General features: G+C 60.1%; 19 protein-coding genes. 15 read left to right on the top strand and 4 right to left on the bottom strand.

Annotated elements, in window-relative coordinates:
* Positions 1-96 precede the first annotated feature (96 nt).
* Complete coding sequence (locus CORAM0001_RS11370) at positions 97-1,563, top strand: ABC transporter substrate-binding protein (protein ID WP_005509490.1); 1,467 nt, start codon at positions 97-99, stop codon at positions 1,561-1,563.
* Positions 1,560-3,251, top strand: a complete 1,692-nt coding sequence (locus tag CORAM0001_RS00825; protein WP_005509400.1) for an ABC transporter permease subunit — start codon at positions 1,560-1,562, stop codon at positions 3,249-3,251. The genes CORAM0001_RS11370 and CORAM0001_RS00825 overlap by 4 nt, the downstream gene beginning before the upstream one ends.
* Here CORAM0001_RS00825 and CORAM0001_RS00820 read toward each other — a convergent pair.
* Both CORAM0001_RS00820 and CORAM0001_RS00815 read right to left on the bottom strand, forming a co-directional pair.
* Positions 3,248-4,432 (bottom strand): MFS transporter, encoded by a 1,185-nt coding sequence (locus CORAM0001_RS00820; RefSeq protein ID WP_005509714.1) that lies wholly within the window; start codon positions 4,430-4,432, stop codon positions 3,248-3,250. The two genes, CORAM0001_RS00825 and CORAM0001_RS00820, sit on opposite strands and share 4 nt — an antisense overlap.
* Positions 4,432-5,157, bottom strand: a complete 726-nt coding sequence (locus CORAM0001_RS00815) for an IclR family transcriptional regulator (RefSeq protein ID WP_005509568.1) — start codon at positions 5,155-5,157, stop codon at positions 4,432-4,434. The genes CORAM0001_RS00820 and CORAM0001_RS00815 overlap by 1 nt, the downstream gene beginning before the upstream one ends.
* A gap of 65 nt (positions 5,158-5,222) precedes the next feature.
* Between CORAM0001_RS00815 and leuC the strand changes: the two genes are divergently transcribed.
* The 4 genes from leuC (at position 5,223) to CORAM0001_RS00795 (ending at position 11,191) form a co-directional block, all read left to right on the top strand.
* The gene (gene leuC, locus CORAM0001_RS00810) at positions 5,223-6,650 is read left to right on the top strand and encodes a 3-isopropylmalate dehydratase large subunit (RefSeq protein WP_005509665.1); all 1,428 of its coding nucleotides are present in this window, start codon (positions 5,223-5,225) and stop codon (positions 6,648-6,650) included.
* Between the two features lie 62 nt (positions 6,651-6,712).
* Positions 6,713-7,303: a 3-isopropylmalate dehydratase small subunit gene (gene leuD / locus CORAM0001_RS00805; protein ID WP_005509716.1), complete on the top strand. Its 591-nt coding sequence runs from the start codon at positions 6,713-6,715 to the stop codon at positions 7,301-7,303.
* A 16-nt stretch (positions 7,304-7,319) separates the two neighbouring features.
* Complete coding sequence (locus CORAM0001_RS00800) at positions 7,320-8,720, top strand: 3' terminal RNA ribose 2'-O-methyltransferase Hen1 (RefSeq protein ID WP_040360697.1); 1,401 nt, start codon at positions 7,320-7,322, stop codon at positions 8,718-8,720.
* 2 nt (positions 8,721-8,722) lie between these two features.
* A complete protein-coding gene (locus CORAM0001_RS00795; RefSeq protein WP_005509584.1) occupies positions 8,723-11,191 on the top strand; it encodes a polynucleotide kinase-phosphatase in 2,469 nt (822 codons plus the stop codon).
* 3 nt (positions 11,192-11,194) lie between these two features.
* On the opposite strand, the gene CORAM0001_RS00790 is transcribed toward CORAM0001_RS00795, so the two are convergent.
* A complete protein-coding gene (locus CORAM0001_RS00790) occupies positions 11,195-12,175 on the bottom strand; it encodes an NUDIX hydrolase (protein WP_005509659.1) in 981 nt (326 codons plus the stop codon).
* A gap of 112 nt (positions 12,176-12,287) precedes the next feature.
* Here CORAM0001_RS00790 and CORAM0001_RS00785 point away from each other — a divergent pair, with 112 nt between their 5' ends.
* Together CORAM0001_RS00785 and CORAM0001_RS00780 are read left to right on the top strand one after the other, a co-directional pair.
* Positions 12,288-13,286 (top strand): NAD(P)H-dependent glycerol-3-phosphate dehydrogenase, encoded by a 999-nt coding sequence (locus tag CORAM0001_RS00785; RefSeq protein WP_005509423.1) that lies wholly within the window; start codon positions 12,288-12,290, stop codon positions 13,284-13,286.
* Positions 13,287-13,321: 35 nt separating this feature from the next.
* Complete coding sequence (locus CORAM0001_RS00780) at positions 13,322-14,425, top strand: D-alanine--D-alanine ligase family protein (protein ID WP_005509548.1); 1,104 nt, start codon at positions 13,322-13,324, stop codon at positions 14,423-14,425.
* A 10-nt stretch (positions 14,426-14,435) separates the two neighbouring features.
* Here the strand turns inward: CORAM0001_RS00780 and CORAM0001_RS00775 are convergent, their stop codons facing one another.
* Complete coding sequence (locus CORAM0001_RS00775) at positions 14,436-15,416, bottom strand: DUF3515 domain-containing protein (protein WP_005509691.1); 981 nt, start codon at positions 15,414-15,416, stop codon at positions 14,436-14,438.
* 111 nt (positions 15,417-15,527) lie between these two features.
* Between CORAM0001_RS00775 and CORAM0001_RS00770 the strand changes: the two genes are divergently transcribed.
* From CORAM0001_RS00770 to coaD, 7 genes are read left to right on the top strand one after another with little or no spacing between them, the layout of a single operon-like run.
* Positions 15,528-16,484, top strand: coding sequence for a thiamine-phosphate kinase (locus CORAM0001_RS00770; protein WP_005509401.1), 957 nt, complete (start codon positions 15,528-15,530; stop codon positions 16,482-16,484).
* 50 nt (positions 16,485-16,534) lie between these two features.
* Positions 16,535-17,200 (top strand): uracil-DNA glycosylase, encoded by a 666-nt coding sequence (locus CORAM0001_RS00765; RefSeq protein WP_005509342.1) that lies wholly within the window; start codon positions 16,535-16,537, stop codon positions 17,198-17,200.
* 6 nt (positions 17,201-17,206) lie between these two features.
* On the top strand, positions 17,207-18,733 hold the full coding sequence (locus tag CORAM0001_RS00760; protein WP_005509513.1) for a DAK2 domain-containing protein: 1,527 nt from the start codon (positions 17,207-17,209) through the stop codon (positions 18,731-18,733).
* A gap of 4 nt (positions 18,734-18,737) precedes the next feature.
* On the top strand, positions 18,738-20,888 hold the full coding sequence (locus tag CORAM0001_RS00755) for an ATP-dependent DNA helicase RecG (RefSeq protein WP_005509574.1): 2,151 nt from the start codon (positions 18,738-18,740) through the stop codon (positions 20,886-20,888).
* Between the two features lie 24 nt (positions 20,889-20,912).
* Complete coding sequence (locus tag CORAM0001_RS00750; RefSeq protein WP_005509454.1) at positions 20,913-21,185, top strand: acyl-CoA carboxylase biotin carboxyl carrier protein subunit; 273 nt, start codon at positions 20,913-20,915, stop codon at positions 21,183-21,185.
* On the top strand, positions 21,186-21,752 hold the full coding sequence (gene rsmD, locus CORAM0001_RS00745) for a 16S rRNA (guanine(966)-N(2))-methyltransferase RsmD (RefSeq protein ID WP_005509332.1): 567 nt from the start codon (positions 21,186-21,188) through the stop codon (positions 21,750-21,752).
* 44 nt (positions 21,753-21,796) lie between these two features.
* A complete protein-coding gene (coaD, locus tag CORAM0001_RS00740) occupies positions 21,797-22,270 on the top strand; it encodes a pantetheine-phosphate adenylyltransferase (RefSeq protein WP_005509598.1) in 474 nt (157 codons plus the stop codon).
* Positions 22,271-22,277: the final 7 nt, after the last annotated feature.

Genomic DNA, 22,277 nt, shown 5'->3' with positions numbered 1-22,277 from the left:
ACAGCAGCACTAGCCGACATCAAAGCACTAGAGAGTATCAGCCAACTAAATCTCCCGCCCCAAAAAACTCGACACTTACGAAAGAGAAGTAACTGTATGAATCGAAAAATTGGACTAATTCTGGCCACTGCGGCACTGCCGTTCGCATTGACCTCCTGCTTTGCACAGGGGAGCGGTGATGCGAATGCGCTGCGGGTAGCCCTGCAATTCGAACCGGTCGCAGAGTTCTCGCCATACTCCGATGACGCAGTCCTGTCGACCCGCGCAGGTGCCACGGAAATGCTTGTGGCGATTGATGACGAGGGCACCGTTAAGCCCGAACTGGCAGAGAAGTGGGAAGTGAAGGATGCTCGCACCGTCGTATTTACGCTGCCGGATGGATTGACTTTCCACGATGGAACGCCAGTCGATGCGCAGGCTGTCGCCAACTCGCTCACACATGCCATTGATGCGCCGACGAGGCCAAAGGGGCTCGGCAAGAACCAACTTCAGGCTACGGCCACAGGAGACCGAGAGGTTACTGTCACTTCGGATAAAGATGATCCAATTTTGGTGAAGCGCTTTGCTGATCCGGGAACTATGGTTCTCTCTCCCGCAGCATTTGAGGGGGACGTACCTGACCCCTTTGGGCATGGTACAGGTCCGTTTGAGCTCGAGACGAAGAACCCAGACGGTACTGTATCCGCACGTGCATTCGCCGACTACCGGAATGGTAAGCCGGAAACTGAGACTCTGACATTGTCTTTCATTGGGGATTCCACAGCTCGTACGAATGCACTGCGCGCAGATGAGCAAGACCTGGTGAAGGGGTTGCCAATCTCATCGCTTGGCGGCCTCGATGACGTGGACGTGTCTAAGGTGGATCTGCCTCGTGTCAATCTCCTGCATTTCAATACCGCAAAAGGCGTGTTTGCCGACGCCGAACTGCGTAAGGAGGTAGCCGCTGCAATCGATCCGGAACCGGTGGTTAGGGACATTTTTGAAGCTCAAGCGGTGAATCCGAAGGGGGCGATTTTTAATCGTTCAGCCTCGTGGGCGGCAGCAACTCCTGAGACCACTGTGAAGCCGGGGCCGAATGGCAAGGGGAAGGAAATCCGCTTGGCTACGTGGGATTCCCGTGCGGAGCTGCCTGAAGTTGCCAATCTCGTTGCGGATCAGCTGCGCAAGATGGGATTCACAGTCGACATCACGGTAGCCGACTACAACTCCTTGGAAGCCGACATGCTCGAGGGGAACTTTGATGTCATCGTCGGCTCCCGTAATTACATGCTCGGTGCGGCTGACCCAATCAGCTTCCTACAATCCGACTTCACCTGTGAGAGCTCTTATAATCTCTCGCAGCTGTGTAACCAAACCATAGATGCCGATATTGAGAAGGCCGCTGAGCTTGGCGACGATGAGGAGCGCCTGTCGGCAGCAGCTCGAATCGGCGCGGAAATTGTTGCTGATGGTGCAGTAGTTCCGCTGTCTCATGAAAAATCGCTAGTCGGTGCGAAGAATGTTCGTGGTATCGCACTCGATCCTATGGAGCGCCACCTGATTACAGAGAAGACGGCTAAGTGATTCGGAAAGCTTTCGCGGTAGTTGCCTCAATTGTGGGACTTCTCGTCCTCACGGCTCTGTTGCCGTGGTTGACAGGACGGGAACCCGCATACGCCGTTCTGCGTGCCCGTGAGCGGGAACGGGAGATAACACCGGAGCTTATTGAGGCTGTTCGCAGAGAATATGGCCTGCCGACAACGCCTTGGGAGTCACTCCAACAGTGGACGACAAATATTCTTCACGGTGACTTTGGCACCTCGTGGGTAACCGGACAAGATGCTTTCGCTCAGGCTGTGAACGGCTTCGGTATTACGTTCGCATTGACTGCGGCTTCCATGGCGTTGTGCGTCGTCGTTGCGCTGGCGCTCGTACTTCCACGGATTGCCGGATTGCAAGCCGGAAAATGGACACCGAGCGTGCTAGCGGTTCTCGCCGCACTGCCAAATTTTGTAGTGGCGGTCTTATTGTTGTGGTGGTTGGCTGTTGAACTGCGCATGTTTCCGGTAGGCGGTTGGGCATCACCGGCGCATATGGTGCTGCCGGTGCTGGCAATTGGCCTGCCCGCCGCGGGACTCTATGGGCGCGTGTTGCTGATTTCAGCTGATTCTGCGTTGGCAGAACCCTGGGTAGAGTCATGGCGCACCAACGGTGTCCCAAAATCCACGATTATTCGATTTGTCACGTGGCGTAGCCTACTGCCGACACTGTCGCAGTTGACGCTGTTCTTTGCGGGCACGTTATCGGCCACCGCAGCAATTGAGGTCACCTTTCATTTGCCGGGCTTTGGGCGGAACGTGGTTGCGGCTGCTACGGCGGGCGATATTCCTGTTCTGCAAGGCGCAGTGACTGTGGTGTTGGGGATCGGCATCATCTGTGGACTCGTGGCTCAGGCAATACGGGGGCAGTATGCGCGGAAGCTGCGAGGAAGCATCGCCACTGTTGGCCGGCCTACAGGGAGTGGAGGTTTCTGGAGTCTCATCCTGTCGATTATTCCTATCGTGCTAATTGCGCTGGGAGTCCCCCGCAGAGCGGACATCGACTCTGCTAAACGCTTCATTTCACCGTCCTGGCAACACCCACTGGGTACCGATCAGCTTGGCCGTGACATTTGGGCGCGGCTTGCCGACGGTATCGGCGCCACAATCGGAACTGCAATCCTGGTGACCATAGTGTGCGCACTCATCGCCCTTGTGATTGGGCATCTAGGGGCGTCAGTGCAGTTCTTCGGAGATGCCATGAATGCGGTACCCGCAATAATGCTGGGCCTTATTTTGGCTGGAGTGTTGGGCCGCTCGATGCTGACAGCTGCGATAGCGGTGTTCTTGGTCGGGTGGATTCCTCTGGCTGCACATTGCGTCGAAGTTGCTAATGAAGCCGCTGCATCCGGGCACTACCGATTTGCGCAAACCATGGGGGCCAGCCGTTGGCACCTTTTGAAGCTGCATGTTCTTCCCATGACTATTCCAGCAGTAGCTCGCCATGCCGTGACCAGGATTGCCCATAATGCTATCGCCCTCGCAGCACTCGGCTTCCTCGGCGTAGGCGCAGGTGTAGGCAGTCCAGATTGGGGAGTAATCCTCAACGAATCCACGCAATATCTCGAGCGAGCGCCGTGGTTAGCGTGGGGGCCGATGATTGGACTAGCCAGCCTCGGTGTTACCGCAACCATTGCTACCGACCGATTCGTCGGCAAGCGGCAGGCTGGTTAGCCCAGCTCTACCCGCCCGTGGCGGTTCTGATCTTCTCGTGGCGCAATACCCAGCGCGGCGGCGGGGAACAGAGCCGTGACGGCAAACAGCGCGGGGAAGCCCGCAGCGGCCACAATCGCACCCGAAACCGGAGGCGTTGCAGCGTAGATAATGTTCTGGAACGTGTTCTGCGTACCCATAGCGCGTCCGGACCAGAAGGGACCTGCGTACTCAGCAACTGCGGTGAAGGCGAGCCCATTCGGGCTGACCACCGCGACCGCCAGTGCGCAGACCAGCACGGTGCCAAGTGTGCGCCAATCAGCCCAGCTGGCAATCATCATTGCGACAGCCAAGATAAAAGTCGCACCCGAGACCCAGCGGTAGGGGCGAATGCGGGACCGCACTCGGTCGGAGACCACACCCATCAGTGCTCGCGATCCGGCACCGAGCAGCTGTGAGACCATCACAATCGTGCCCGCTGTACCATCGGCATAACCCACGGACAACAGCCACACCAGAATGTAGGCGCCCATCATTGACTGCGGCCAAGACAGCAGCGCCGAGGCGATATGGATGCGCACAAGGTATTTGCCGTCGCGGTAAGGGCTGGCCGTGACGGTGGGGCTCGAGGCATCAGGGCGTGGGGGATTCTTCACGCCTACCAGCACAAGCAACGCCAGCACGGCGCACAGGATTGCAGGCATCGCGAGTGCGACACCGATGCTGTAGTTCTGTGCGAGAGGGTGCAAGGTTACCGCTGATAGTGCAGCGCCGAGGGGCTGAGCCATTTGGCGAATGCCCATCGCAGTGCCGCGCTGATGCGGCGGATACCAGCCCGACACCACGCGGCCGGATGCCGAATTCACGCTCGCCGCCGCACATCCGGAGAGGAAGAGCGTGGCCCCGAGCAGGGCCGGGCTTGACGACGAAGCCAGCGCCGCAAGCCCCGTCGTCAAGGCGGTAGAAGTAAGGCCTGCGAACAGAGCCGCGCGTTCGCCGTAGCGGTCGACGAACCAGCCCCAGGCGATGAGCGTGAAGACAATACCGGCCGCCGGCATTGCTGCGATGAGACCGGCAGCAGAGAGGCTTAGACCGTTTTCCTGCAGGGATGGGATGAGAAAAGGTACACCCATGTGAACGACGGACGAACCGACCGCCGCGAACATGGATAGAAGTAGGATGAGGTGACGGTAAGCGGGCATTACAGTCGGGAGCTCATCTCCTCAGCGGCGGCGAGAACCTTTGCGCCCCAGCATTTATAGGGCGACGGAGTCATACGCTCCACGGGGCCGGAGACGGATAGGACTGCAATCATACGCTGGTTTCCGTCGAAAACCGGGGCGGAGACGGAGGCGAGTGCGGGGTCGCGCTCACCCATGGACTCGGACCAGCCGAGACGTCGACAGTCATCGAGATCCTGTTGATTGAAGTCGGCGTCGGGCAGCATGCGCTCAGCGAGGTTGGCCGGGCCAAAAGCCAGGAGAACGCGTGCGGCGGAACCGGCGGTCAGTGGCATGCGAGAGCCAACTGGCACGGTGTTGCGCAGCCCGGTGGCGGGCTCCATAGAGGCAATGCAGGTGCGGGTGTCGCCGGTGAGACGGTAGAGCTGCACGGACTCGCCAGTTGCCTCTACCAGCTTGGGGAGGATGTGCGCTGCGGCGTCGGCAAGCAGGTCAGTGGTGACAGGTGTGATTTCGGTGAGTCCGGGGCCCGTTGTCCAGCGCCCGTCGGGAGTGCGGGTGACGAGGCGGTGCACTTCCAGCGCTGTGGCCAGGCGGTGAGCGGTGGCGCGGGGCAGGCCGGTGTCCTCGCAGAGCTCGGCGAGGGTGCGAGGAGTTTCTGCAACGGACTTGAGAATGAGTACCGAACGATCGAGAACTTTAATGCCGCTTAGAGCTGGCGTCTCGGATGTGCTAATCTGTCCCATGTCATGATATTAACATCTCATTCCTTGAGATAAAAGCGATATATCCGGAAGGCGGCTCACCCACTATGCGCACCACGGACACCAGCCCGAAGACTCTGGCCGAGAAAGTCTGGCGTGACCACGTAGTCAAGCAAGGCGACAACGGCGAACCAGATCTGATTTATATCGATCTGCACCTCGTCCACGAGGTTACCTCGCCACAGGCTTTTGATGGCCTCCGTCTGGCAGGGCGCAAGGTACGCCGCCCGGATCTGACCATCGCAACCGAGGACCACAACGTTCCGACCACTGTCGCCGGCGGCAAAATCGACCTGATTGAGGAACCGACCTCTCGTACCCAGATTGCCACACTGCGCAAGAACGCCGAGGAGTTCGGCATCCGCTTGCATCCGATGGGCGACCGCGAGCAGGGTATCGTGCACGTCGTCGGCCCACAGCTGGGCCTGACTCAGCCGGGCACCACCGTCGTCTGTGGTGACTCGCATACCGCAACCCACGGTGCTTTTGGCGCCATGGCCTTCGGTATCGGTACCTCCGAGGTTGAACACGTTCTGGCTACCCAGACCCTGCCGCTGAAGCCTTTCAAGACCATGGCCGTCAACGTCACCGGTGAACTGCAGGATGGTGTTACCGCCAAGGATTTGATTCTGGCGATTATCGCCAAGATTGGCACCGGTGGCGGTCAGGGCCACGTTATTGAGTACCGTGGCGAGGCCATCGAGAAGCTGTCGATGGAAGCTCGCATGACCATCTGCAACATGTCCATCGAAGCCGGTGCCCGCGCCGGCATGATTGCTCCGGACGAGACCACCTTCGAATACCTGAAGGGTCGCCCGCACGCGCCGCAGGGCGAGCAGTGGGACGAGGCTGTCGCATACTGGAAATCCCTGGTCACTGACGAGGACGCGAAGTTCGACAAGGTCGTCGAAATCGACGGTTCCGCGCTGACCCCATTCGTTACCTGGGGTACCAACCCGGGCCAGGGCGTGCCGCTGGGGGAGACCGTGCCGGACCCGGAATTCATCGCTGAGGACTCCGACCGCATCGCCGCCGAGCGTGCACTGGAATACATGGATCTGAAGCCGGGCACCCCGATGCGCGACGTCAATGTTGACGTGGTCTTCGTCGGCTCTTGCACCAACGGCCGCATCGAGGATATGCGCGCTGTTGCCGACGTGCTGAAGAATCGCAAGGTTGCCGACGGCGTTCAGATGCTCATCGTGCCGGGCTCTGCAAAGGTCCGTGCGCAGGCTGAAGAAGAGGGACTCGGCAAGATTTTCGAAGAGGCAGGCGCCGAATGGCGTATGCCGGGCTGCTCTATGTGCCTGGGCATGAACCCGGACCAGCTGACTCCGGGCCAGCGTTGCGCTTCGACTTCGAACCGTAACTTCGAGGGCCGTCAGGGCAAGGGCGGTCGTACTCACCTGGTCAGCCCGGCTGTCGCCGCAGCTACCGCCGTCGCCGGTCACTTCGCAGCACCGGCCGATCTTTAACTGACTCTCACTGCCGATCTTTGCACAACAGATCCAAACAGAACTTCTAAGGACCTTTCACCATGGAAAAGTTTGATACTCACACCGGCGTCGGCGTTCCCCTGCAGCGATCCAACGTCGACACCGACCAGATCATCCCGGCCGTCTACCTAAAGCGCGTCACCCGCACCGGATTCGAGGATGGCCTGTTCAGCAACTGGCGCAACAACGAATCCGACTTCGTACTCAATCGTCCGGAATACGCTAAGGGCTCCATCCTCGTGGCAGGGCCGGACTTCGGTACCGGTTCTTCCCGTGAGCACGCCGTGTGGGCGCTGATGGATTACGGCTTCCGCGTCGTCATCTCCTCCCGCTTTGCCGACATCTTCCGCGGTAACGCCGGTAAGGCGGGGCTGCTCGCCGCACAGATGCAGCAGTCCGATGTCGAGCTGTTGTGGAAGCTGCTGGAAGCTAACCCGGGCATGGAGCTCACCGTCAACCTGGAGACCCGCACCGTCGAGGCCGGCGAGCAGGTCTTCCCGTTCGAGGTCGACGACTACACTCGCTGGCGTCTGATGGAAGGGCTTGACGACGTCTCCCTGACCCTGCGCAACGAAGCGGACATTGTGGCCTACGAGAAGAATCGTCCGGCCCACAAGCCGAAGACGCTCTAGGGGCTAGAATTGCCGCATGTATCTGGCAATCACCAAACACACACGGCCCGGTCAGCCTCCACGAGCTGAATCAGCACGCGATTTGGGATTTATACTGCGAAAGCATCCCGATCGCGTGCATGAGGCCGAGTTAAAGTTCGGTGTTGCCCGAGTCTTTTTTCCCACGGCTACCGATGCCGAATGCACGGCAGCCCTCTGGGTTGATATTGACCGCGATGAGCTGCTGAAACTCAAGCAGTACCGCGCCGATACGTTCAATCTGACCGGCTACATCAATGACCGGCAGTGGGCCGCGTCATCGCTTTTGACCGTGGCGCTGAAATCCGTCTTCTCCACGGCGATGGCCATGGAGAAACCCTCGCCTTACGACGAAGCCCCGAGCGACCTCACAGTGACAGTCGCCGCGGTACCCGGCACTGACGAAGAGATCCGAGCTCTGTTCGAACCGCTTGGGTGGAAAGTCACCCTCGATTTTTCCAACAATATTGCCGGGCAGAAGTTCTCACCGACGGTAACGCTCTCGGGTAGGGCAACCGTCCGCGATTTGCTCAATCACCTGTATATTTTGCTTCCTGTCCTCGACGGTGGGAAACACTATTGGGTCGATGACCGGGAAATCGACAAGCTCGCTACGCGTGCGCAGGGTTGGCTACCGGAGCACCCGAAGCGGGAGAAAATCCTAAAGCGCTACCTCGCAGATCAAAAAGGCCTGGTCAACGAAGCCGTCGTGAAGCTTGCTGGGGAAGCTGGGGAAGCCGGTGCAATCGAACTGGCCAACGCTGACCAGTCCGCCAAGCCACTCAATCGACAGCGTCAAGACCGAGTCCTGCGCGAGGTATTTAGCCTGCGCCCGCGCAGTGTGGTGGACATCGGCTGTGGTTCCGGCGTGTTGCTGGGGCCGATGTTGGAGAACCCGCGAATCGCGCAGATCGTTGGTACCGATGTTTCTGTGGGGGAGCTTCGTAAGGCGCACAAGGCGCTGAACCTAGATCGGATGCCGGAGCGCCAAGCCGCACGGGTGGAGCTTTTCCAATCCTCGGCCACCTATGCCGACGAGCGAATTGCGAACATGGACGTGGCAATCCTGATGGAGGTCATCGAGCACATTGATGCCGACCGGTTGCCCGCGTTGGAGAACAACGTCTTTGGAGTAGCCCAGCCGCAGTATGTCATCGTCACCACACCGAACAGTGACTACAACGCGTGCTATCCCAATCTGGAACCTGGACAGTTCCGACACCTCGATCACCGCTTCGAGTTCAGCCGCGCGGAGTTTCGACAGTGGGCGAAGGGCGTGGCTGAGAAGTTCGGTTATCTGGTGGACTTCGACGGTATTGGGGACGTGCACGAAACCTATGGCCAACCGACACAAATGGCAGTTTTTTCCTACGACTTCACCGCAGCAGAGGAGAGCTAACTATGAGTACCATCTCGCTTCCTAACCTCAGCTTGGTCATGCTGGTCGGGGTCTCTGGCGCTGGAAAGTCGACCTTCGCGGCACGACACTTTGGTCCATTTGAGGTCGTTTCCTCGGATACCTGTCGCGGCATTGTTTCCAACGATCCGAATAACCAGGCGGCGACGACGCCTGCTTTTGAGCTGCTGGAGACGATCGTCGGCAAGCGCCTGGAAGCAGGGTTGCTCACCGTGGTCGATGCGACGAATGTGAAACCGCAGGACCGCGCCCGGCTTGTGAAGCTGGCGCGCAGCCACCATGCGCTCAGTGCTGCTATCGTTTTGAATCTCCCGCTGGCGGAGGTGAAGGAGCGGCACAGGCAGCGCACTGACCGCAACTTCGGAGTAGAGGTGTTGGAGCGCCAGCACCGCGATCTGCGCCGAGGGCTCAAGCACCTGAAGCGCGAGAAGATTCACAATGTTTTCATCTTGAATTCCGCGGCGGAAATCGACAACGTCACCATTGAACGGGTGCCGCTGAAGGTCGACCGCAGCGATCTCCACGGCCCCTTCGACATCATCGGCGATGTCCACGGCTGCTACGACGAGCTGACCGCACTGCTGGAAAAGCTCGGCTACGAGCTCTCGGCAGATGGCAGCAATGCGCATCACCCAGACGGCCGCACCGCCATTTTCGTTGGGGACCTTGTTGACCGCGGGCCGAATAGCCCAGCCGTCTTAAAGCTGGTCATGGGGATGGTCGCGGCCGGCAATGCTCTCTGCGTGCCCGGAAACCACGACTCTAAGTTGGTGCGCGCCCTCGACGGCCACAACGTCACCACCGGTCACGGGCTGGCCGAAACGCTCACTCAGCTCGCCGACGAAAGTGAGGAGTTCCGAAAGGACGTCCGCGACTTCATCGACCACCTGCCCGTGCACTATGTGCTTGACGACGGAGCCCTGGTCGTAGCCCACGCGGGACTACCTGAGCACCTCCATGGCAGGGCCTCCGGTAAGGTCCGTGAGTTCGCGCTCTACGGTGCCACTACTGGCAAGGTCGATGAAAATGGCCTGCCAGAACGTCTGGATTGGGCAGCGGACTACCGAGGTGCCGCCCGTGTTGTCTATGGCCACATGGAAGCGGACCGTCTGCGCTGGGTCAATAACACCATGTGCATCGACACGGGTTGTGTCTTCGGCGGCAAGCTCTCTGCGCTGCGCTATCCCGAACTAGAGACCGTGCAGGTCGATGCAAAGCAGACCTGGTGGGAGGCCCCATCCCGCAAAACCACCAATCGCCCGGAGTCCGAGCTGCGCATCACTGACGTGCTAGATGTCGATGGTATCCAAACTGGCCGGCATGGTCGCATTCGCATTGATAGTGACCGTGCGGCCGCAGCTTTGGAAATTATCAGTCGTTTCACGCTCGCGCCGGAGAAAATTCCGTACCTGCCACCGACCATGTCACCTGCGCCGACCTCACAGAGAGAAGGGTTCCTGGAACACCCGGAGGAGGCATTCCGCTACTACGCCGCACACACTGACCAGGTCATTTGTCAGGAAAAGCACATGGGTTCCCGAGCTGCGCTGTGCCTGATCCGGCCAGGTTCGACGACCCGTTTCGGTACTAGTTCGTACGCCTACACCCGGACGGGACGCGCCTTCTTCGAAGGTAAGAATCCGGCACTCGACGAAATGATCAAGGCGGCAGTGCGCGCCGGGCTTTTCGACCAATTCGGGGACTGGGTTCTGCTCGACGGCGAAATGTTGCCTTGGAATCTCAAGGCACAAGGGCTTATCGACGACATCTATGCACCCACCGCTGCTGTCGGTATCGGTGCTGCCAGGCAGCTCGCGGCCGCTCTGCAGGCGGCCACCGACAGGGGAATAGATGTCGGCGGTCCCGCTCCAGAACAGACTCTAGACGAGCTCGAGAAGTTTCGCGCTGCTTACAACCGCTATGTCGACAGGGACAACAAGATTCAGTTCGCACCCTTCCAAGTGCTGGCAAGTGAGGATGCCACCTGGCATCACAAGCCCCACTCATGGCACCTGGATATTGCGAATCGGCTGGTAGCAGCAGACAGTGAGATCTACCGGAAGACGCGCTGCTTCGTCCTCGACCCCAGTGACCCGGAACAGGTAGAGGCCGCATCGCAGTGGTGGTTGCAGCTGACAGAGTCGGGCGGGGAAGGGGCCGTCGTCAAGCCAATGGAAAACGCAGAGACGTCGCGTCAGGTGCAGCCCGGCATGAAGGTGCGCGGACGGGAGTATCTGCGCATGATTTACGGGCACGACTACCTGCACCCGCAGCGTCAAGAGCGGCTGAAGCGGCGAAATTTGCAGCACAAGCAGTCATCGGCGCTGCGCGAATATGCCCTGGGCATTGAGTCGCTGGAGCGACTAGCGGCTGGCGAGCCTCTGCATCGGATCCATGTCCCCGTCTTCGGCGTGTTGGCGCTGGAGTCAGAGCCGATGGATCCGAGGTTGTAGGGTTTACTTCACCGGCAGCGCCGAGGCGTAGTAATCAGCGGTGGTCATCACACCGTCGTTGAAGCCCAGCACCCAGGCAGAGCCCTTCTTGCACAGGATTTCCTCGTCGAAGGGAAGGGTGCCCTCCGCGGACCAGGCGGCCAACAGGTCGGGGATAGTGATGCCCTGAGAGCAGATCACGCTGACCCCGCCGAGCGCGACAATGTCCTCGAAGGCCTTCTTGGACTCGACTTGGTTGGCAATCCAGCGCTCGTCGCCAAGCCGTTCGTCGACTGTGACCTGCATGCCCAGCTCTGCGGCGAGCGGTGCGACGGTGTCCTGGCAGCGCACGGGCTCGGCGGAGTAGACGCGCTCGGGGCGAAAGCCCTCTAGGGCAGAGACGAGCAGTTCCGCTTGACGACGTCCCTTCTTATCCAGTGGCCTCAGTGCATCATTGCCGTTCCAGTTGGCGCGACGGTGTGCGCGCCCGTGGCGAACCAAAATGAGACGGGTGTCCGGTTCCTTGTTCATGCGCTTGCGGGCCTTGACCAGCACGTCGCGGTCGAGGTCGTAGGACAGAAGTTTTTCAGCCTCGTCCCAGGAGACCCAGCGGAGCTCGTTGACCTCGGAGTTCTGCTCGAATTCGCCGTCTAGAACCTCAGCGGTCCAGTACCAGACCAGTTTGGTGCGGCCAGTGACGGGGTAGGAAACGTTTCCGACGAGCTTACCCAGGCGGACGCGGTAGCCGGTCTCTTCCCAGATTTCGCGGACGGCGGTGGCAATGAGGTTTTCACCGGCGTCGAGCTTGCCTTTCGGCAGTGACCAGTCGTCGTAGGAAGGACGGTGAATCACGCAGATTTCAGGGTTGTGGACATCGCCCCGCCATAGAACCGCGCCGGCCGCGAAGGTCGGCTTGGTGACATCCTGGCCTGGCTTCGTCGGAATCTGGCGCAGGCGACCGGTCACGGAGGTATCGCCCTTGAGGTCCTTGTCCTCTTCGTGCATCATCGTGAATTCCCTTTCAATCCTTTGTCGCCGACCTAGTTTAGTATCGCAGTGTGAGAACGTCTCGCTAGACTTGTTGGAGATTAGAGGCTAACGGAGGAAGGTCGCGGCGATGGTGCAGGTTTCAGTGATGGGTGCGGGCTCGTGGGGCACGACGCTCGCCAAGGTTTTTGCTGATGCAGGCAATCCTGTACGGCTGTGGTCGCGACGTGCGGAGCAGGCACAGCGTATTCAGATAAGCCGCGAAAACCACGACTATCTTCCAGGCCTGGGGCTGCCTCGCAATATTGAGGCCACCTCGGATGCAGAGGCCGCGCTGACGGGCGCCGATGTGGTGGTGCTGGGCGTGCCCTCGCAGACATTGCGTGACAATTTGAAGGTCTGGAAGGACTTCATCGGGCCGGAGACGATTCTGCTCAGCCTTGCTAAGGGTGTGGAACGCGAGACGCACCTGCGCATGAGTGAGGTTATTGCCGAGGTCACAGACCTGCCAGCGGAGCGCATTGCGGTGCTATCCGGCCCGAACCTCGCCCGCGAAGTTGCGATGGAGCAGCCAGCGGCAACGGTCATTGCTTGCGCTGATGAGAACAACGCCAAGATGATTCAGGCGGCAGTTGCCACTAACTACTTCCGCCCGTACACCAACACCGATGTAATTGGCTGCGAAATCGGCGGTGCCTGCAAGAACGTCATCGCATTGGCCTGCGGTATGGCCGCTGGTCAGGGATTGGGCGAGAACACGCTCGCAACCATCATCACCCGTGGTCTGGCGGAGATCACGCGTCTGGGCGACGCGGTTGGCGCAGAGGATAAGACTTTCGCGGGGCTGGCGGGCCTAGGGGACTTGGTGGCCACCTGTTCCTCGCCTCTGTCGCGTAACCGCACCTTCGGTGATCGTCTCGGTCGCGGTGACACGATGGAGCAGGCGCAGCACGCTACGCGCGGTCAGGTGGCGGAAGGCGTGATTTCTTCAATCTCGGTCCGTGACCTCGCTCGTCGCAATGGCGTGGAAATGCCAATTACTGAGGCCGTTTACGCCGTCTGCCACGAAGGCGCGAAGGTTGATGAGACAATTCGCAAGCTGATGGGGCGCAGCCGCAAGTCGGAGTAACCACTTAAACGAGGTCGGGGCTAAACTTAGTCACCATGACTTCGTCGAATAGCTCGTCTGCAGATCGCATTTCCGTCGCCGTCATCTACGGTGGCGCAAGCCCTGAGCACAGCGTCTCCTGTGTCTCGGCCGGCGCAATTATGGATCACCTGGATGAAGACCGCTTCCGAGTGGTTCCCATTGGTATTACCAAGGATGGTGTTTGGACCGTCGGCACGCGTGAGACGGATACGCTGCGCACACAGGGGCGTACGATGCCGGAGGTCATCCCGGGCGAGGAAGTTGCGCTGAGCACCTCGCCGTCACGCCGCGGTGAATTCCGCTTCGTCACCGGTGATCGCGCCGGCGAGGTTTTCGACACCGTCGACGTCATCTTCCCGGTTCTCCACGGTCCGCACGGCGAAGATGGCACGATTCAGGGGCTCTTTGAGCTTTCCGGGATTGCTTATGTTGGCCCGGGTGTGCTGGCTTCTGCTGCGGGGATGGATAAGGAGCGCACGAAGAATCTCTTGCAGGCAGCGGGTCTTCCTATCGGTAAGCAGGTTGTTTTGCACGTTGGCGAGTCGCTTTCCGACGAGGACAAGGAGACCCTTGGCCTGCCGGTGTTCGTCAAACCTGCCCGTGGCGGATCGTCGATTGGTATCTCCCGCGTGGATGATTGGGCGAATCTGGATGCGGCGGTAGAGCTGGCCCGCGAGCATGATTGGAAGGTCATCGTAGAGGCTGGTGTAGACGGCGCCGAGGTGGAGATTGGCGTGCTGCAGCGCGCTGACGGCAGCCTACAGGTTTCAGTTCCGTCATTGCTGCGTGGCACAGAGGACTCCGACGAGGGCTTCTACGGTTTTGAAACCAAGTACTTGGATGATGTCGTCTCGGCGCAGATTCCGGCTGAGCTGCCGAAGGATGTTTTGAAGGCGCTGGACACGGATGCTCGTCGGGCGTTCAGGGCACTAGGCTCTGATGGGCTGACTCGTGTGGACTTCTTTGTCACGGATAATGGCCCGATTATCAATGAGGTCAACACCATGCCGGGCTTTACCCCGATTTCGATGTACCCGCAGATGTTTGCGGCTTCAGGTGTTGCCTACGAGGAGCTGCTCAGCGCCCTGATTGAGCGGGCGCTGGTAGCTCGTCGATAGCAGCGGGTTCTTACTTTTCTTCGCTCGGCGAGATGTTCTCCAGATTGTCAGCGATGACCGAGGAGAGCACCGGCATCAGTGAGCTGGCCTCCGACATCGGCATTTCAACGGCGACGAAGCGCTCCCGGCCCATGGCGTACCAGGTTGCGGAAGTACCGGAGGAAAGCGTTGGTTCGTTGAACCAGACAATGTCGCCAACCTGCGTCAGCTGCTGCGTGGTGGTGCTGTAGCCAGCCGGCTCATCGATGCCACAGCGCAGCACCACTGGATCGGCTGGGGTGCCGCCCCAAATGACCATGTCCTTCGGCATGTCAGCCGGCATTTCCTCTGCGCTCAGACGGTGACGTTTGCCAAGATCGCGGGGAAGGGCAGCCTCCAAGCCGCTGCAGCGCTTGTCAGCTTCCGGAGCTGCCAGTTCTGCCAGCGGGACGCCGCCGCGCTCCGGCTTGTTCTTGTACTCGGAGTCCGGGCGCAGCGCCTCGGCGAGGTCACTCAGGGCATCCTCCGCCTCTGCATTACCTTCGGCGGTAATCGCAACAACCGGTTCGCGCCCGACGGTGAACCAAGTCGCCAAAGACTCGTCGGTACTGTCGACAACACGCAGCCACGAAATGCCCTTGACCTCTTCGGTCTTGGCCAGTTCGTTGTATTGGCTAGGTACGTTTGCGCCACAGCGCAGCGTGATGCGGTCTTGTTCCAAGTCTCGGTACACGGCGGCACCTTCTGGAGCCGGCTCTGCAATTTCGGCGCGAACCAGACCTGCGGCGCGATCTGGCAGTCGGTCGAGCAGTTCCGCACATTCAGGCGAGTCATTGGCGGGAAGCTCCGGGTTGGAAATCGTGACTGGCTTCGCCGCCTGATTATCCTGGTAAATCTTTGCGGCAAAAATGATGCCGAGGATAGAGATAATGGCGATAACGAGTGCGATGCCCGCGCGTGTCCGGCTACCCTTGGACTGAACTGTTTCTCCCGATGGGGGTGCGTCTACCATGGGCCTGATTCTACGTTGTCCGGTACCAACTCCAATTGGTTGGGGGCAATACCGAGACGGGTTCCGCTATTAACGGTCAACCATCGACTATTAGGAATGTGACACGACACTGTGACTGAATTGACCATTGGCGATATTGGCGAGTTTGGGGTCATTGAGGCCATCCGGGCTATCGCCCCGTCGGCACGCAATGGCGACGATGCCGCCGTCTTGACGCAGACAACTCCCAACGCCCGCTTTGTCACCTCCACCGACATGCTGGTGGAGGGGCGCCACTTCCGTCTGGACTGGTCGACACCCCAGCAAGTTGGAGCTAAGGCCGCAGTACAGAATTTCGCCGACATCGAATCGATGGGTGCGCGTCCAACGGCCATGCTTTTCGCCATTTCAGCACCGTTGCATACTCCGGTGAGTGTTGTCACCGGGATCGCCGAGGGATTGTGGCAGGAAGGCAAGCAATGTCCGGCGGAACTCGTCGGCGGTGACATGGTCAGCGGAGATTCTCTGGTGATTTCCATCAGCGCGATGGGCGAACTCGGTGGGCTGGGACGGCCGCTGCTGCGCTCAGCGGCACGCGCGGGGGATACGGTGATTGCGTCGGGACGCATTGGCTACTCTGCGGCGGGCCTTGCGCTGCTGCAGCACTGCGGAAGCCCGGCGAAGGTTCCACGTGAGTTTGCACAGTTGGTGGCAGCACACTGTACGCCCGAATTTGAATACCGCAGGGGTGCCACGGCGCGGGCCACAGGTGTGCGTTCACTCACGGACAATTCCGATGGACTGGTGGTGGATCTCCGCGCTATTGCGCAGGCCTCCAGGGTTACTTTGGAAGTTGACAGCAATGCCATTGCGCCCGATGAGTTGCAGATTGCCGCTGGCGAATACCTGGGCATCGACCCGTGGGAGTGGGTGCTCACCGGCGGGGAGGACCACACACTGATCGGTTCGACGCCGGGGGAGCCTCCGACGGGGTTCCGCGCTATCGGCACGGTGTCGAAGGAGAAGTTCGATTCGGTGCTTATCGACGGCAAACCTCCTGCCCGCGATGCCGGTTGGGTTTCCTTTTAAGAGTTTGAATTAAGAGTTTGAAGAAGTCTTGAGAAGAAAGGCTGCATGACATGGATCCGTTGCCGGTCGAAGAAGGGTGGCAGAAGGCGCTGGAGCCAGTGGCCGATGACATCCACCGGATGGGGCAGTTCCTGCGCGAGGAAAACGCGGCCGGCTACGGTTACCTGCCCGCGGGCACCGATGTGCTGCGTGCCTTTACTTACCCATTCGATGAGGTCAAGGTGCTCATCATCGGACAGGACCCGTATCCGACCCCGGGGCATGCGATGGGGCTCAGCTTCTCGGTCCAGCCGGATGTGAGGCCGGTACCGCGGTCGTTGGCGAATATTTTTAAGGAGTACTCCTCCGACCTGGGGCTCCCGACTCCTTCCAACGGTGACCTCACTCCGTGGTGTAGGCAGGGCGTGGCCCTGTTCAACCGTGTGCTGACTGTGCGCCCGGGTGCTGCTGCCTCGCACCGCGGTAAGGGGTGGGAGGCAATCACGGAGCATGCAATCAAAGCATTGGTCGCCCGTGATCAGCCTCTCGTGGCTATTCTATGGGGACGCGACGCGCAGAGTTTGCAGCGTTGGCTCCCGGGCGTGGACTGCATCTGTTCGCCGCACCCTTCACCGCTGTCCGCATCCCGTGGGTTCTTCGGGTCGCGTCCGTTCAGCCGGGCCAATGAGTCGCTGATTCGTCAGGGAGCTACCCCTATCGACTGGACGCTAGAATAGGAATTCATGTCTTTGCAGATTGGTTCTGCCGCCATTGTCGGCTGGGTTGCTCGGGGTATTGATGCGCTTCAATCCCGCCGCGATGAGATCAACAGTCTCAATGTCTTCCCAGTACCGGATTCCGATACCGGGTCGAATATGCTCGCGACGTTGAGTTCGGCGTATGAGGAAGCGCAAAAGGCTGACGCTTCCGATGTTCGCGCAGTCACCGCGGCCCTAGCTGCCGGTGCGGTGCGTGGTGCCCGCGGTAATTCGGGCACTGTGCTCTCGCAGGTTTTTCGCGCGGTGGCTGAGGCTGCCTCCGGTAGTGGCATTGGCGTTGAGTCGGTGCAGCACTCGCTAAAGCTAGCTGTGCAACATGTCTCCCAGGCGATTGCCAATCCGGTGGAGGGCACGATCCTGACAGTCCTGCGGCACGCCGCGATTGCCGCGGAGGAATTTGAGGGCGACTCGATTGAGGAGCTCGCCGATACAATCGCGGATGCCGCTCGCGATGCGCTGGCGAAAACCCCCAGCCAGCTCCCGGCACTGCAGCAGGCGGGCGTGGTCGACGCCGGCGGCGCGGGGTTGGTCATTCTGCTCGACGCGCTTGCCGACGAAGTCAGCGGCCGTGCAACCGCACCGGTCGATTTGCATGTCGACGCGCCACAGGTAGCCACCGTTGAGATGGAGGTCATGTACCTGATTTCCTTGGCGGATACCCAGGAGGTGGAGGGACTGCGAGAGCGGTTAAACCCGTTGGGAAATTCGCTCATCATCGCAGGTGATGCTGGTAATGCGGAGGCCGCGCAGTACATGGTGCATATCCACACAGTGGAGCCGGGCGCGGTTATTGAGGCGGCACTTGATTTCGGTCGTCCGGTGGGCATCCGCATCGAGGTACTCGATGAGCCGGCGCCAACACCTGAGTCCACTCGCATCCTCATTGCGGTAGTGCCAGACGGTCCGCTGAAAGACCTCATCACCTCCTCGGGAGCAATTGCTATCAGCCCGACCCCCGCTCGGACTCCCACATCCACTCCCACAGATTGCGCAGCCACCGCCGACCAGGAGTTTGCTGACAATGTGGTCACCAAGGCGCTGACTGCCATGCGGGGCGCGGACGAGGTAATCCTGTTGCCAAACGGGCTGGTCAGCGACCAGGAGTTGGCGGATATCGAATTCGCTGCTGCCGCGGCTAATCCGACACTCGCGGTAGTGTCCACAGACTCCATTCCGGCTGGCCTTGCTGCTTTGGCCGTGCATTCGGCTGAGCTGCCGCTGGCGGTTGCCGCGTATGCTATGGGAGAAGCTGCCAATGGCACGCGAACGGCTGTAGTCGCTGCGGACGTCGATAAGCCCTTGACTGACGCGCTCACAGAGACCATCTCAGACCTGTTGGCTGGCGGCGGGGAACTAGTGACTCTGCTGCTCGGGCGCGGAGCTGAAGGCGTGGACATAGCGGAAGTGCGGGCGCGGCTGGACAAGCCTGTGGAGGTCGTAGCCTATGATGCAACCGGCATCGAGGAGCCGGTGCAGATAGGAATCGAGTAGCACGATGCTCGGATGGCTCGGCTCGGATTATGCGCGCACGCCCCTGAATATCGTGGTGGGGCCAAAGATTGCGAAGAAGCTGCATACGGCTTTTGGTATGGAGACCGTCTCGGATGCGCTGACGAATTTCCCAAAGCGCTACGTGGCACAGGGCAAGAGCTTAGATGTGTCATTTTCCGACATTGGCGACACCATCACGACAGTCGTGGAGGTGCACAGCATTGCGCCAGCGCCCGCCTTCGCCGACCGACGCAAGCCACTGAAAATCTATGTCAGCGACGGCGTGCGCATTCTTCCGGCCGCGATTTTCGGTGCCGAGTGGCTGCGCAATATGTTGCACCCGGGTGTGCGTCTGCTCATTGTTGGCACGCTCAGCGAGTTCCGCAATGAGCTGCAGCTGAAAAATGTTGACTGCATGGTGCTCAAAGCCGATGGTTCGGTAGGCGCAGCCACTGGAAAGCTGGCCACACTGACGAAAACGGCCAAGGGGATTGCGGAGATGCAGCGGTTGCTCACGCGTCCTTACTTGCCCATTTACCGTGGCCGCAAAGGAGTAGCGGGTATTCACCTGGCTCTGTACATGCAGCGCATCCTCGAATGGTTACCGCTGCAGCCAGACCCGTTGCCCGCCACGCCGGAGGGACTTACCGATTTCGACTCCGCACTGCGTGGCGCACACTTTCCCTCCATCGCGGGCCCCGACATTGCGCTTGCCCGACTGAAGTACGACGAAGCGCTTGAGCTCCAGCTCGCCGTTGGTGCACGCAAGCGTACTCAAGCCAGCCTCACCGCTCCGGCCTGCATGGAAGTCGCCGGGGGGCTACGCGACGAGCTGCGCCGGGGGTTGCCGTTTTCGCTTACCGACGGTCAGGTCGCGGTCGCAGCCGATATTGCGCACGATATGGCGAGGCCTAACCCAATGAACCGCCTGCTAGCAGGTGAAGTCGGCTCGGGTAAGACCGTGGTGGCCCTGCTGGGAATGCTGCAAGCAGTCGATGCCAGCCGACAGTGCGCGATGCTGGCGCCAACGGAAGTCCTGGCCCAACAGCACTACCGCTCACTGACAGCGATGCTGGAGCAAGCCGGAGTAGCAGTGACTGTGCGACTGCTGACGGGATCGATGTCGACGAAGGAGCGCCGGGCAACCCTGTTGGAGGCAGTCAACGGGGAGGCGGACATTGTCGTCGGCACGCATGCCCTGCTCAGTGAGGGCGTGGAGTTCTTCGATCTCGGGTTGGTGGTCGTCGATGAGCAGCACCGCTTTGGTGTGCGCCAGCGCGATCAGTTGCGCAGCAGGGGACGGGGTGGAATGACACCGCATCTGTTGGTGATGTCGGCAACCCCGATTCCGCGCACGGTAGCGATGACCATTTTTGGCGACCTCGCAGTTTCGCAGTTGACGGAATTGCCACGGGGACGTCAGGAGATCCAATCCTTTGTCGTACCGACGCTGGAGAAACCCCGCTGGGAGGCACGAACCTGGGAGCGCATTGCGGAAGAAGTGGCCAAGGGCAACCGCGCCTTCATTGTCTGTCCCCGCATTACCCGCGATGAGGAACAGTTCCTCGACGAGTCCGTGGAAGCGGTATTCGACCGAGCGAGGAAGAAACTGCCCGGTGTTCGTATCAGTCAGTTGCACGGCAACATGGCACCGGAGGACAAAGACCGCGTGATGCAGGCCTTTGCCACAGGACAGCTGGATGTGCTGGTGTCCACCACAGTTATCGAAGTCGGCGTGGATGTGCCAGAGGCCACGATTATGATGATTCGCCGTGCCGAGAGCTACGGCATCTCGCAGATTCACCAGCTGCGCGGTCGTGTCGGCCGTGGTGACCAGGGTGGACTGTGCTTCCTGTGTACACACACGCATTCGCAGACACCCGAGCGCACCCGGCTGGAACGCATTGCCGCCACCACCGATGGCATTCAACTGGCGGAGTTGGACCTGGCCACGCGTAGTTTTGGCGATCTACTCGGCGATGACCAATCGGGATTGGCAACTGGCCTCGGCCTGGTGGATCTCACCACCGACGGCGAGATTATCGAGCGCACTCGGCACGACGCCACGGCTCTCCTCGACGGCAACGAGAAGCTTGTGGCGGAGCTCATCTCCGATATTGATGAAGAGCAGTCGAACTACTTGGACCGCTCCTAGTAAGACCTAAGTAGACTGTTGGGCATGGTAAATGTCTGTGCACCTTTTGCAGGAGTAGTCCGCTGGGAGGTCGCCGAGAAAGACTCGGTGACGACTGGTCAGGTCATTGCGGTCGTGGAGGCCGTCAAGCTAGAAGCGCCGGTTTTAGCGCCCTGCCCGGGTACGGTCGCGGAGGTGGCGGCAGATCAATTTGTGGATGTCGAAGGTGGTCAGCTGCTGGCACGAATCACGCCAGCAACTCACAGCACGATGGCACAGAACAACGGCAACGAGAACACATCGCACGAAGGGAAGTAGATGACCCGCATTATTGCAGGTGAGGCGCGCGGTCGCAGACTAGTCGCACCCAAGGGAGAGACCACTCGGCCAACCAGTGACCGCGCGAAAGAAGCCATCTTTTCGTCCTGGTCCACACGCTTTGGGCTAGAGGGAACTCGCGTTCTCGACTTGTTCGCGGGCTCGGGTGCGCTCGGTTTGGAAGCGGCTTCCCGTGGCGCGCGTTCCGTCGTACTGGTGGAAAACGACCCGAACGCCATTGCCGCCATTGAAAAGAACATTCGCACCGTGGGGCATCCCGATGTGGCCGTATCTCCGATGAAAGTGTCGTCGTACCTTGCGGGCGCGCCGGGCGAGCCTTTTGACCGCGTCATCGCCGATCCTCCCTACGAGCTGGCGGGGGAGGCCGTTACAGAGATGCTGGAGGCTCTGCGCAGCTTCCTCGCGCCGGGCGCGGTCGTGACTGTGGAGCGTCACCGCGATGACGACGAGACGCAGTGGCCCGAGGGTTACGAGCAGCTCCAGCAGAAGCTGAAGCGTCGCATTCACGGTATGGCGCGCTTCGACACCGCTATCTACAACGCTTAACGTTCTTCTTTACGCTTTACGACGGCCAAAGGTGGTTTACCCCTATGACTCACGCATGCTGCCCCGGTTCCTACGATCCCATGACCTCTGGTCACCTCGATGTGATTGAGCGTGCCGCGCGCCAATTCGATCAGGTGACCGTGTTAGTTACCCACAACCCGAATAAGCAGGGCATGTTCAACGTCGAAGAGCGCATGGACCTCATTCGGCAGTGCACGCAGCGCTTGGACAACGTGCGGGTGGACTCCTGGTCGAAGCTGTTGGTGGATTACACCTCCGCGCAGGGGATTACCTGCCTGGTCAAGGGACTGCGCTCGGCAGCGGACTACGAGTACGAGGCTCCTATGGCACAGATGAATCGGCGCATGACTGGCATTGAAACTCTCTTTGTGGAGGCTGATCCGAAGTACGGTCACGTGTCGTCGACACTGATGAAGGAAGTTGTTCGGTACGGCGGTTCGGTGGAAGGCCTAGTTCCTGAGCCTGTCTTGCACGCCCTGCAGCTCAGACTGAAGTAGCATATAA

The organism is Corynebacterium amycolatum SK46 (genome assembly GCF_000173655.1).
Taxonomy (GTDB): Bacteria; Actinomycetota; Actinomycetes; order Mycobacteriales; family Mycobacteriaceae; genus Corynebacterium; species Corynebacterium amycolatum_A.
Note: the sequence above shows the minus strand (reverse complement) of the source record. Positions and strands in the feature narration are given on the sequence as shown.

Excerpts from the sequence above, each read along its gene's own strand:
- CORAM0001_RS11370 (WP_005509490.1), top strand. The coding sequence starts at position 97 with ATGAATCGAAAAATTGGACTAATTCTGGCCACTGCGGCACTGCCGTTC.
- CORAM0001_RS00820 (WP_005509714.1), bottom strand. The coding sequence starts at position 4,432 with ATGCCCGCTTACCGTCACCTCATCCTACTTCTATCCATGTTCGCGGCG.
- CORAM0001_RS00815 (WP_005509568.1), bottom strand. The coding sequence starts at position 5,157 with ATGGGACAGATTAGCACATCCGAGACGCCAGCTCTAAGCGGCATTAAA.
- leuC (WP_005509665.1), top strand. The coding sequence starts at position 5,223 with ATGCGCACCACGGACACCAGCCCGAAGACTCTGGCCGAGAAAGTCTGG.
- leuD (WP_005509716.1), top strand. The coding sequence starts at position 6,713 with ATGGAAAAGTTTGATACTCACACCGGCGTCGGCGTTCCCCTGCAGCGA.
- CORAM0001_RS00800 (WP_040360697.1), top strand. The coding sequence starts at position 7,320 with ATGTATCTGGCAATCACCAAACACACACGGCCCGGTCAGCCTCCACGA.
- CORAM0001_RS00795 (WP_005509584.1), top strand. The coding sequence starts at position 8,723 with ATGAGTACCATCTCGCTTCCTAACCTCAGCTTGGTCATGCTGGTCGGG.
- CORAM0001_RS00790 (WP_005509659.1), bottom strand. The coding sequence starts at position 12,175 with ATGCACGAAGAGGACAAGGACCTCAAGGGCGATACCTCCGTGACCGGT.
- CORAM0001_RS00785 (WP_005509423.1), top strand. The coding sequence starts at position 12,288 with ATGGTGCAGGTTTCAGTGATGGGTGCGGGCTCGTGGGGCACGACGCTC.
- CORAM0001_RS00780 (WP_005509548.1), top strand. The coding sequence starts at position 13,322 with ATGACTTCGTCGAATAGCTCGTCTGCAGATCGCATTTCCGTCGCCGTC.
- CORAM0001_RS00775 (WP_005509691.1), bottom strand. The coding sequence starts at position 15,416 with ATGGTAGACGCACCCCCATCGGGAGAAACAGTTCAGTCCAAGGGTAGC.
- CORAM0001_RS00765 (WP_005509342.1), top strand. The coding sequence starts at position 16,535 with ATGGATCCGTTGCCGGTCGAAGAAGGGTGGCAGAAGGCGCTGGAGCCA.
- CORAM0001_RS00760 (WP_005509513.1), top strand. The coding sequence starts at position 17,207 with ATGTCTTTGCAGATTGGTTCTGCCGCCATTGTCGGCTGGGTTGCTCGG.
- CORAM0001_RS00755 (WP_005509574.1), top strand. The coding sequence starts at position 18,738 with ATGCTCGGATGGCTCGGCTCGGATTATGCGCGCACGCCCCTGAATATC.
- CORAM0001_RS00750 (WP_005509454.1), top strand. The coding sequence starts at position 20,913 with ATGGTAAATGTCTGTGCACCTTTTGCAGGAGTAGTCCGCTGGGAGGTC.
- rsmD (WP_005509332.1), top strand. The coding sequence starts at position 21,186 with ATGACCCGCATTATTGCAGGTGAGGCGCGCGGTCGCAGACTAGTCGCA.
- coaD (WP_005509598.1), top strand. The coding sequence starts at position 21,797 with ATGACTCACGCATGCTGCCCCGGTTCCTACGATCCCATGACCTCTGGT.